Source organism: Dyella sp. SG609 (assembly GCF_012275375.1).
Classification (GTDB): Bacteria; Pseudomonadota; Gammaproteobacteria; order Xanthomonadales; family Rhodanobacteraceae; genus Dyella_D; species Dyella_D marensis.
In genome coordinates this window covers 84990-94782 of sequence record NZ_JAAZQJ010000015.1, presented here as the reverse complement: position 1 = coordinate 94782, position 9793 = coordinate 84990, and the positions used below count along the sequence as shown (strand labels likewise).

Sequence of the window (9793 nt, the reverse complement as noted above, 5' to 3'; positions counted from 1 at the left end):
CAGCCTTGAACTCGTCGGTGAAACGTTTGCTGGTCATAGATCCTCCGATCCTCAATAGACACTATCAGGTGTCTACGGAATCGGGGGCGTACCACCCAAAGTGTCCGGTGGACTAGATAGTCTGTTTAACAGCTTCGGCCCGCTAAGTACGGCGAGTGCCCGAATAAAGATAGCTGCCGCGCTTCGCTGGCTTAGTCCACTAACTTACCGTCATCTCGAGCTACTGCGTAAAGTCCGGAATGCGTTTGCCCATAGCCCATTTCTCAACAGCTTCGATGAGTCACCAGTGCGTGATTTTTTGGAGCAGTTTGAACCGCTTGAGAAAATACTTTGGGACATAAAGGGGGCAAGTCTCTTGCCTTATGAAAGTGTTTCACGTCGTCAGCTCTACCATATCAGGGCGACGCTCACGTGCGCACGAATGATCGAGGAGGTGACTTGTTCGCCGCGCGCAATCACCATGGGACTCCAGCCGAACGCCCTACATGTGGACGGGTTCAAAGAAGTCCCGAGGCCGTTTGTGGAGCTCCAGCGCTCTGCAATGTATGTTGCGGTAAACCTCGTGGCAAAGTGACAAGTTCGATAGGCGTGGCACCTAGGGGTTTCTGTACTTGATATATATGCGGTTCCAGAGGTGCAGGGGGGAAGGGATGCTAGGCGCAGCAGTGAGCGAGACCGCAATCAAGCGCATCGATCAGAAGATCGATGAGTTGAAGACCAAGCAGTACGAGTTAGAGCGGCCGATACTTAAATCTGATGACGATTCGAGTCGCCGCATTGCGCCGATAGTTCAAGTGAACATTGCGTCGTTAAAGGAGCTGTCCGGCTTGCTCATCGAGCTGTTGAAGATGGATAGGACGCGCGCACTGTTCACAACGCAAAAGCAGAACCAGTCATGGTGTCTGTATGCTCAATCGCGATTGAGCGCATTCCATGATTGGCAGTGGAATAGGTTGCCTTCGTTGATCGCCGTCTTCTCGAATGCGCCCCAAGACGGAGTGCAGGCACAAAACGAGGTGTTCCAGGCGTTCAAGTTGATCTCAAACGGTCTATCGATTGATCTTATCGATCAACACATCGTAGGGCGGATTGCGATGCGTGACAAAGCGATTCAGTGGGTTAAATACGGCGTTAGCGCCGGGGTGGGGGCTGTCGGCCACTACATCGCAACCCATTGGCTCAAGCTCTGAGTGAGCCGTCCATCGATCAGTAGTTGTCGTAGTAGTTGTCGCGGGGGCGGCTGAGGCCGAACACCGACTCCTCGAACTTCCGCAGCTCCAGCTCGAACAGCTCCTCGGCGCGCTTGTCCTCCTCGCGGGTGACGTCGCGGTCGAGATAGTCTGTCCAGAACTGCACGACCATATAGCCTGGCCTGTCTAGGGCCTGTCGCGAGTCGCGCCAAGCGCTATATCGAACGCCTTTCGCCCGGAAGCGAACTTACTTTCTCCGAAGATCTGGCGCTCGAGGCGGTGGTGCGCGCGAGGGGGCGAAGGTTGCGAGAAATTCTCGCGAGGCACCCATGAGCAACTTGCGATACCGACGCGCATTGCGTTTGCCGACATGCTTCTCGATCAAGGCCAGCCAGTATCGCTAATCTTGGACGACCCACTTGTCTACTCGGACGATGAATACCCTGGACGTGATGATTGAGATATTAGGGGGGCGCAGCGGATGCAGGTCATCCTCCTGACCTGTCGGGATCGGGCGTTTCGTCATGTGCTTGGCAATCGGCTGTCGCTTGTCGCGGCTACCTCGTCGATTTAGCTCCTTTCGCTTCGGAAGTCGCTCCAATCAGGTAATCAATGCCTTAAACTGTTTGTAAAGGAGATTCTCGCCATCCCCATAGATCAATGACTGGCGTTGGCGCACCAGCTCTTTGAGATCGGAGTCATCCAACACAAGGATGAATCCACGATGATCTTCAGCTGTATCTTTGCAGCGCTGCAACAGAAGCGCCTTGTCTTCAATTGAGCGAACCACAAGGATGCCGACTTGACCACGCGACGGAGAAAATCGACCCGCAAGCTGATCAATCTCCGGGTTGCCAACTTCTTTGCCATAGTTCTTACATTCAACGCAGATATGCGAAGACGGGTAATGAAGCGATAGCCAGTTAAAAAAGCCGTCCTTAGCGTTATTCACATACGTGATGTCAATCCGCTTGCGTCCGTTGTGAAGAGCGTCCTGCTTAACAGGGAAGGCGAGGGATGGATACAAGAGTGCCGACAAAAGTTTTTCGATGGCGTTCTCGTATGCTGATGCCTCATCGCGCCCCGGCTTGATCGAAGTGACATTTGCCAAGAGCGCAGAAAAATCGGGAGGCGATACGCTTTCCAGTTTTGCCAGTGCGATGTGGTCAATTGGAAACGAAGGTGTCGCCCTCTTTGTTTCTCTGTAGTTCGTGAGCGCCCCGGGATGCTCGCCGGTCAATTTTGCTGAGGCGAGTTTGTCGGCCCCATACTTTTCGTACAGGTCTTTTTTATAGACGCGCCTTTCCCCTTTGTTCTTCTTGCCCTTTAGGACATGAACCAACGCCGAGTTGATGTCCTTGTGGTGCTGCTGGAGAGCCGGCATGAGAAAGTGCCGGTAGTACTCTTTAGCCCCGTATGTTTGCGTTATACGCACAATCACTTTTGGAATGAGAATCACGGCCCCCTTGTTCGTCATGGGAAGCTCAATAAGGCTTTGCTGCCATTCTTCCTTATGAGGATTCCAGACCGGCCCTGAGTTAACCCCTTCGGTGAGAGGAATTCCGTAATACAAGCAGGATTGCTGCGTATACTCGATGAGGGGGCCTCGGATGATGTTGCACACAGCATCTGAGAGCATATCGGGGCCGAGCCCTTCGACGAAAAGAATGGTGTCCTCTAGGTCTTGCAGTATCCCCGTCGTCGCCGCTTTACTTTTGATCAGGGACCTCCAGATTCTCTCTGCCGATACTGGCCCCAGCGCATGTCCGCGCGACTTACCCTTTGAGTAACCGATATGAAATTCGTTGCGCTCGCTTAAAGACGCCAGCAAGTGCTTCGCGCGATCGTGGTTTCCGCTACGTATTGCCGCTAAAACGGTGTCGAAATAGCTCTGAAGTAGGGAAACACAATGATGCCCCCAGTCGGTGCGCAACGCGCGTAAGGCGGCTGGGTCGACGAAGACAGGTATGTCTTTGTCGACATGCACATCGAGAAAATCTAAGGTCGCCTGATTGCGACCCAACTTGAAATACTTGGAAACGAGCATCCTTGCCTCCCCCTGTGTTTTTCACAGCTTACGGCATTTCGTCTCAGGCTATGGGATGGAGCCGGGCAACGCTATTACTCATCATTCTCCAGGGAGTCGGCCATGCATAGATACCGTTCCATTGTCTGCGACCATTGCGGACACCTACTCCTCAAGCGGGGTACAGAGTGCGAGGTCTGCGGACAAATGATACGCAGAGAGTGAAGGCGCCTCTGGGCCACGGTGACCCAGATCGGTGTAATGTTGATTGGTGCTGCATATGTTCACGCGACGATCAAGGGTCTTGCTCCGCAGCCACCCATGCACTGACGCCCCGAGTCAGCGGAACTGCTCTCCCACCCGACAACTAATGCTGTATTTGGGTCATTGCTTCAATCGAGCAGTAACGTAGGGACGCAAGTGGGGGCGGAAGATGTGCCCAATAAAAAAGCCATTTAAATCAGTGGGCTGGAGTAATTATTGGCGAAGGGGTGGGGTTCGAGCCCTCGGTACACGTACACGTACGCCTGACTTCCAACCGACTGCATTTCGCGACGCGCGGACATATTCGGATCAGCCGGCTAACGCTTGGGTACTTACGTCCTCTGCGCCCAGCCATTGCCCCGTCTTGCGGTGAATGCGTAGCGCCCTGGGATGGCCGCCATGCGGGATCAGGACCAGGTCCAGCGCATGGTCGGCCCGCTCGCCGGGCTCAACACCGACGCGGTACACCACAATGCGGGCAAAGGTATCGGCCACCAATTGCCGGGCTTTCAGCCGCGCATCGTAATCCTGGCTCTTTACGCCGATCACCAGTTCACGCCAAGCGTCGGCGGTCGTCGGTGCCTTTCGAGACACAGCCGCCCATTCCGCGTCGGCCTCTGCCACCTCTCGCCGCAGGCGCCCCAGCTCATCTTCTAGCTCGCGGACCTTGCGGAGGATGATCGTCGGCGCCGCACCGTCGTCCTGCATCAAGGCGTCGGTCAAGCGCTTGAGCTGTGCTTCCACGTCGGCGACGCGTGCCTTGGCGGCGGCAAGTTTCTGGCGGGCTGGCGGGTCGACGACACCGCGTTCTAGCAGAGCATCCAGATTGATCTGGTCCGAACAGAAGTCCAGCAGCGCCCGTTCGATCGGAGCGATGCTGGTGCTGCCCCCCACCGGACAACGGCGATAGGCCTGCCCGGAGCCGCAAGACAGGCGGCGATAGGTGTCGTGGACCCGGCCGTCCTCGTCCTTTTTCCGGCTCATGAGGTTCTGGGCCACCATGGCCGACCCGCAGTACCCGCACTGGGTAAGGCGTAGGCCGGTGATGACGCCGGGCAGTTCGCCTTTGCCTTTGCGCCGACCCGACTGCGAGAACAGGCCCTGCAGTTCGTCGAAATCCTCTGGACTCAGGATGGCCGGGTAGTAGTCGGGCAGCGCGTAATCAACGCCATCGACCGACAGGGTCTTGGTGCCGCGCAGGGCAGGCAGGCGAAACACCTTGTACAGGTGCGTCGCCCGGGTTCCTTTGTCCGAGACGGAGAGTCCAGCGGCATTGAGGCGATCGACAATAGCCACCGCCCCATGCCCGGCCCGGAACAGGTCGATGGCCATTCGGACAGCGTCGACCCGTTCCGGGACGAGGTGCCAGCCATCCGACTGCCACGCTAGCCATTGGGGATCCTTGCCATTGCGGATGCGACCGCGATAGGCGCCGTCCAGCCACTGCTGGCACTGACGACGAATGGCCGCTTTAACCCGCTTGCTCTTGGTATCGCTTTCCTCATGTGCCCGGATCATCACAAGGAGGCTATGAACCAGCTCCATGGGATTGGCCTTCAGTCCCTCCCGGTTGTATTCCCGGCCATCGCTGGCGGTCACCACGGTGATGCCGGCATTGATGATCTGGGCAAGCTGTGCCTGGGCCTGGAGCGGTTCGGCACGGCTCAGCCGATCCAGACCTTCCACGACCAGCACGGACCCCGCGCCAATCTGGCCCTCGTCCACGGCGCGGAGGAAAGTGCCCAAGGCGCCTTGCTTTACATGACGCTGGTGGTAGGCGCTCAATCCTTCGTCGCGGAGGGAGAGCGAGGCATCAAGCTGCAGCTGCCGGCCCTTGGCCCAGTTGGCCGCAAATTCGATCTGGCGATGGGCACTGCTGCCGGTGGACTGTCGGGCGTCACTGAAGCGTAAATAGCTATAAACCTTGATGTTTGCGTCCACGTGAAGCATCGATCCCTGAGCAAGCTGCGAAGTCTATATGGAATCTCATTTGGCTGCCCAAAGAAGAAGTAACCAAGAAGAAAGGGCACCCTGCTTGGCGCCCTCAGCAGCGCAGCTGCTGAGGGTCCGTGAGGGCTGGCCGGGCTTTTTGACAGGGCATCCATGCCCTGATCAAAAAGGCGGGGACATCGTGTCCCCGCCCCCCTGCGGGGGCCTTTTCGTCCAGCCCTCACCGCCGGCGCCAAGGGGACCCGGTAGATCAAGAGCCGGAGCAAAAGCGCACAAGCGGAACGCCGCGGCTGCGCCGCGAGCTCTTCGCTTGATTGTCGCCCCGCCCGTCATCCCCCTCTCCCCGCCGGGGAGAGGGTCGGGGTGAGGGGCGGCACTTGCCACAAGGCCGCAACCACAGGCCCCACCCGATTCCAGTTGCCACGGCAGCCCCTGGCTGGCATGGTTCCTGGCTCTCTACCGCGCCCCGGAGCGCTCCGATGTCGTTGATCCGTTCGCTGTTTGCCGTGAAGCCTGTCGAGGCCTCGCTCACTGCCGATGATTCGCTGCGGCGGACGCTGGGGCTGAAGGAGCTGATCGTGCTGGGCGTGGGTGCGGTGATCGGCGCGGGTATTTTCGTGATCACGGGGCAGGCGGCGGCGGAGCATGCGGGGCCGGCCTTGACCTTGTCGTTCGTGCTGGCGGGGCTGGCGGCGGCGCTGGCGGCGCTGAGCTACGCGGAGTTCGCGGCGATGCTGCCGGTGTCGGGCAGTGCCTATGTCTACGCCTATGCCACGTTCGGCGAGCTGCTGGCCTGGTTTATCGGGTGGAACGTGGTGGCGGAATATCTGCTGGCGGTGTCGTCGGTGGCGGTGGGCTGGTCCGGTTACGGCGTGGGTCTGCTGAAGACGCTGGGTATCCATGTGCCGGAGGCGCTGGCCAATGCGCCGCTGAGCTTCAAGGACGGGCATCTGCAGTTCACCGGCGCGCTGCTGAATCTGCCGGCGCTGCTGGTGGTCGCGGCGCTTACCGCGCTGCTGTATCGCGGGACGAAGCAGTCCACGGCGTTCGCCAGCGTGGTGGTGGCGCTGAAGGTGATCGTGGTGGTGCTGTTCGTGGTGTGCGGGTTGCAGTACGTGGACCCCGCGCTGTGGCACCCGTACGTGCCGCAGAACCAGGGCGGCGACCACTACGGCTGGGCCGGCGTGTTCCGCGCGGCGACCAGCGTGTTCTATGCCTACATCGGCTTCGATGCGGTGGCGACGGCGGCGCAGGAAACGCGCAACCCGCAGCGCAACGTGCCGGCGGGCATCCTGATTTCGCTGGCGGTGTGCACGGTGCTGTACATCATCGTGGCGGCGGTGCTCACCGGCCTGGTGCCGTACCCGCAGCTGGGCACGGCCGAGCCCGTGGCGACGGCGCTGGCGGCGCATCCGCCGCTGGCCTGGCTGAAGCTGCTGACCCAGGTGGGCGCGGTGGCGGGGCTGACCTCGGTGATCCTGGTGATGCACCTGGGCCTGTCGCGCATCCTCTACACCATGGCCGGCGACGGCCTGCTGCCGACCTTCTTCGGCGCGGTGCACGAGCGCCACCACACGCCGCACCGCACCACCCTGTTGGTGGGCACGGTAGGCGGCATCCTGGCCGCGGTGTTTCCGCTCAGCCTGCTGGGCGACCTGCTTTCGATGGGCACGCTGCTGGCTTTCGCCACGGTGTGCATCGGCGTGCTGGTGCTGCGCCGCACGCATCCGAACCTGCCGCGCGGCTTCCGCGTGCCGGCCGCGCCGGTGGTGTGCAGCCTGGGCGTGCTGGTGTGCGGCTTCCTGCTGGCGCAGATGAACCTGGCCAACTGGATCCTGCTCGGCGCGTGGACCGCGCTGGGCATGCTGATCTACATCGCCTACGGTTATCGGCACAGCCTGCTGCGCGGGCGTTGAGCGGCAGCCCCGCTTCCGTTGGGGTTCGCCTTTGGCTCACCCCAACCTACGTGTGCGGTGTGCGGGGTCAGGAAATGCGGAAGCGTTCGTTGCCGTCGGGCTGGTCGATGAAGTGATCGAGGCCGCTCACCTTCAGCGGGTGCAGGTTGTAGTCGACGTGGGCGGTATCCAGCAGCGGCGGCGCGTCCTGCGTTGACGCGGGGGAGATCGCGGCCGGTTCCGCCGACGGGGCGTCGCCACCGTTCGGGACGACGGTGAGTGGCGTGTTGGGAAGTGTCATGGCTGAACTCCTGCGGCGTCTTGCATGCGCCGCTGGCGTGTTCCGCGTGGCGACGCGGAAGGCTGTACCTTGCGTCCGTGCCTGAAGCGGCGACCGTGCCGTGGAACCGGGGTGGCTCGGCGGTCGGCGGGGCGGTCGGCCCGGCTTCGTCCTGCTTCGAACCTTCGATGCGCGCCGCTGGAGAAGGGTTGCGCGGCGCGTGCGAGGGCGAAGCGCCGGTCGGATGGGCTCGGGGCCTGGTCCTACCGTGGAGCCAGTCTAGACCCGCATCGCAAGAAAAAACCCGTGTCGAAGGGCATGACGGAAATCGTTTGCGGGCAGCGGCTTTTGGCCTCGTTGATGCTTTGCGCCCGTGGGCGAACAGCCGTCTAAAAAAGCACGCCCTGATCGAGCATGATCTTCACCGGCGCAAAGCTGCGGCGGTGCTCGGCGCACGGCCCCAGCCGCTGCAGCGCTTCGAAATGCGCCGGCGTGGGATAGCCCTTGTGCGCGGCGAAGCCATAGCCAGGGTACTGCGTTTCCATCGCCACCATCAGGCGGTCGCGGGTGACCTTGGCCAGGATCGAGGCGGCACTGATCGCCGGCTCCAGCGCATCGCCGCCGACGATGGCGCGGCCTGGGCAGGGCAGGTTCTTCGGCAGCGCATTGCCGTCGATCCAGGCCTCGTGCGCCACCAGCGACAGGCCCGCGACGGCGCGGCTCATCCCAGCCATGGTGGCCTGGAAGATATTGAGCTGGTCGATCTCGGTGACGCTCATGGCGACGATGCAATGCGCCAGCGCATTCGCCACGATCTGCGGATACAGCGACTCGCGCTTCGCTTCGGTGAGCTTCTTCGAATCGTTCAAGCCGTCGATCGGGCGCTTGGGATCGAGAATGACCGCGGCCACCACCACCGGCCCCGCGAGCGGGCCGCGGCCGGCTTCGTCGACGCCGGCGATATGGCGCAGCGCTTTCCTGTTCATCGCGGACGCTCGATCAGTTCGATGATCGCGTCGGCCGCATGGTCGCCCGCTTCGCCTTCCAGCTCGCCGCGCAGCGCGCGGTGCAGTTGCTCGAAGGCGGCGACGATCTCGCCGCGGCGCTGGCTGTCCTGGAACAGCGCGAGCACGGCGGCGGAGAGTTTCTCCGGCGTGCAGTCGTCCTGCATCAGCTCCGGCGCCAGCATGGCCTGCTCGCCGAGGCCGCAGGCGCGGGCCAGGATGTTCGGCAGCGCGTAGACGTCGGTCTTCAGCATGTTCAGCGCGCGCGCGATGCGGTAGCTGATCGGCGACACGCGGTAGCCGACCACCATCGGACGCTTGGCCAGCATGGCTTCCAGCGTGGCGGTGCCGGAAGCGAGCAGCACCACGTCGGCGGCGAGCATCGCTTCGTGCGCGCGGCCGTCGAGCAGGATGGGGGTGTCATCGTTGCCGGGACCTTCGCCGAGCATCGCTTTCAGCGTCGCGTGCACGCGCGTGTTGGCCGCCGGAACGATGATGCGCAGGCCCGGCAACTGCGCGGCCACGCGGCGCGCCGCATCGAGAAACACGCGGCCCAGCTTTGCCACTTCCGAGGCGCGGCTGCCCGGCAGCACGGCCAGCACCGGTGCGTTCTGCGGCAGCTCGAGGAAGTCGCGCGCGCCGACGCGGTCGGAGACCAGGGCGAAGCGGTCCGCCAGCGGATGGCCGACGAAGCGCGCGTCGACGCCGTGGCGCGCATAGATCGCCGGCTCCATCGGGAACAGGCACAGCACGCGGTCGGCGCTGCGGCCGATCCTGGCCGCGCGCTCCTCGCGCCAGGCCCACACGGACGGGCTGACGTAGTGCACGGTGCGCAGGCCGGCGGCGCGGACGCGCTGTTCCACGCCGAGGTTGAAATCCGGTGCGTCGATGCCGACCACTACCGCGGGTTGCGCCGCGATCAGCCGCGCCACCAGTTCCTTGCGCAGGCGCAGCAGGCGGGGCAGGTGGCTGATCACTTCGGCGAAGCCGAACAGCGACAGCTCGCGGATGTCGTACCAGGATTCGAAACCCTGCGCCTGCATGCGCGCGCCGCCGATGCCGGCGAAGCGGGCGCCGGGGTAGCGCTTGCGCAGGGCCACGATGAGGTCGGCGCCGAGCTGGTCGCCGGAGTCTTCTCCGGCGATGAGTGCGATGACGATGGGGGTTTCGGCGGCTGAGCTCAT

At 62.1% G+C, this 9793-nt stretch carries 8 protein-coding genes; 2 read left to right on the top strand and 6 right to left on the bottom strand.

Annotated elements, in window-relative coordinates; all coding sequences use genetic code 11:
• The first annotated feature begins 665 nt into the window (after nucleotides 1–665).
• Nucleotides 666–1190, top strand: coding sequence for a hypothetical protein (locus tag FHW85_RS20705; protein ID WP_168649522.1), 525 nt, complete (start codon nucleotides 666–668; stop codon nucleotides 1188–1190).
• Nucleotides 1191–1206: 16 nt separating this feature from the next.
• Here the strand turns inward: FHW85_RS20705 and FHW85_RS20700 are convergent, their stop codons facing one another.
• The 3 genes from FHW85_RS20700 to FHW85_RS20685 form a co-directional block, all read right to left on the bottom strand.
• Nucleotides 1207–1356, bottom strand: a complete 150-nt coding sequence (locus FHW85_RS20700) for a hypothetical protein (protein WP_168649521.1) — start codon at nucleotides 1354–1356, stop codon at nucleotides 1207–1209.
• Between the two features lie 435 nt (nucleotides 1357–1791).
• Entirely contained in the window at nucleotides 1792–3237 is a 1446-nt protein-coding gene (locus tag FHW85_RS20690) for a restriction endonuclease (RefSeq protein WP_168649520.1), read from the bottom strand.
• Nucleotides 3238–3789: 552 nt separating this feature from the next.
• A complete protein-coding gene (locus tag FHW85_RS20685; RefSeq protein ID WP_343203720.1) occupies nucleotides 3790–5421 on the bottom strand; it encodes a recombinase family protein in 1632 nt (543 codons plus the stop codon).
• A gap of 488 nt (nucleotides 5422–5909) precedes the next feature.
• Between FHW85_RS20685 and FHW85_RS20680 the strand changes: the two genes are divergently transcribed.
• Complete coding sequence (locus tag FHW85_RS20680) at nucleotides 5910–7346, top strand: amino acid permease (protein WP_168649518.1); 1437 nt, start codon at nucleotides 5910–5912, stop codon at nucleotides 7344–7346.
• Between the two features lie 67 nt (nucleotides 7347–7413).
• Here FHW85_RS20680 and FHW85_RS20675 read toward each other — a convergent pair whose 3' ends face one another.
• The 3 genes from FHW85_RS20675 to lpxB all read right to left on the bottom strand — a co-directional run bounded on the left by FHW85_RS20675 (nucleotide 7414) and on the right by lpxB (nucleotide 9793).
• The gene (locus tag FHW85_RS20675; protein WP_167257858.1) at nucleotides 7414–7626 is read right to left on the bottom strand and encodes a hypothetical protein; all 213 of its coding nucleotides are present in this window, start codon (nucleotides 7624–7626) and stop codon (nucleotides 7414–7416) included.
• Between the two features lie 368 nt (nucleotides 7627–7994).
• Nucleotides 7995–8591 (bottom strand): ribonuclease HII, encoded by a 597-nt coding sequence (rnhB, locus tag FHW85_RS20670; protein WP_168649517.1) that lies wholly within the window; start codon nucleotides 8589–8591, stop codon nucleotides 7995–7997.
• Nucleotides 8588–9793, bottom strand: coding sequence for a lipid-A-disaccharide synthase (lpxB, locus tag FHW85_RS20665; protein WP_168649516.1), 1206 nt, complete (start codon nucleotides 9791–9793; stop codon nucleotides 8588–8590). Before lpxB ends, rnhB begins: the two co-directional genes overlap by 4 nt.

Bases quoted from the DNA above. Each gene is read 5' to 3' on its own strand.
- FHW85_RS20690 (WP_168649520.1), bottom strand. From the start codon at position 3,237: ATGCTCGTTTCCAAGTATTTCAAGTTGGGTCGCAATCAGGCGACCTTA.
- FHW85_RS20680 (WP_168649518.1), top strand. From the start codon at position 5,910: ATGTCGTTGATCCGTTCGCTGTTTGCCGTGAAGCCTGTCGAGGCCTCG.
- FHW85_RS20675 (WP_167257858.1), bottom strand. From the start codon at position 7,626: ATGACACTTCCCAACACGCCACTCACCGTCGTCCCGAACGGTGGCGAC.
- rnhB (WP_168649517.1), bottom strand. From the start codon at position 8,591: ATGAACAGGAAAGCGCTGCGCCATATCGCCGGCGTCGACGAAGCCGGC.
- lpxB (WP_168649516.1), bottom strand. From the start codon at position 9,793: ATGAGCTCAGCCGCCGAAACCCCCATCGTCATCGCACTCATCGCCGGA.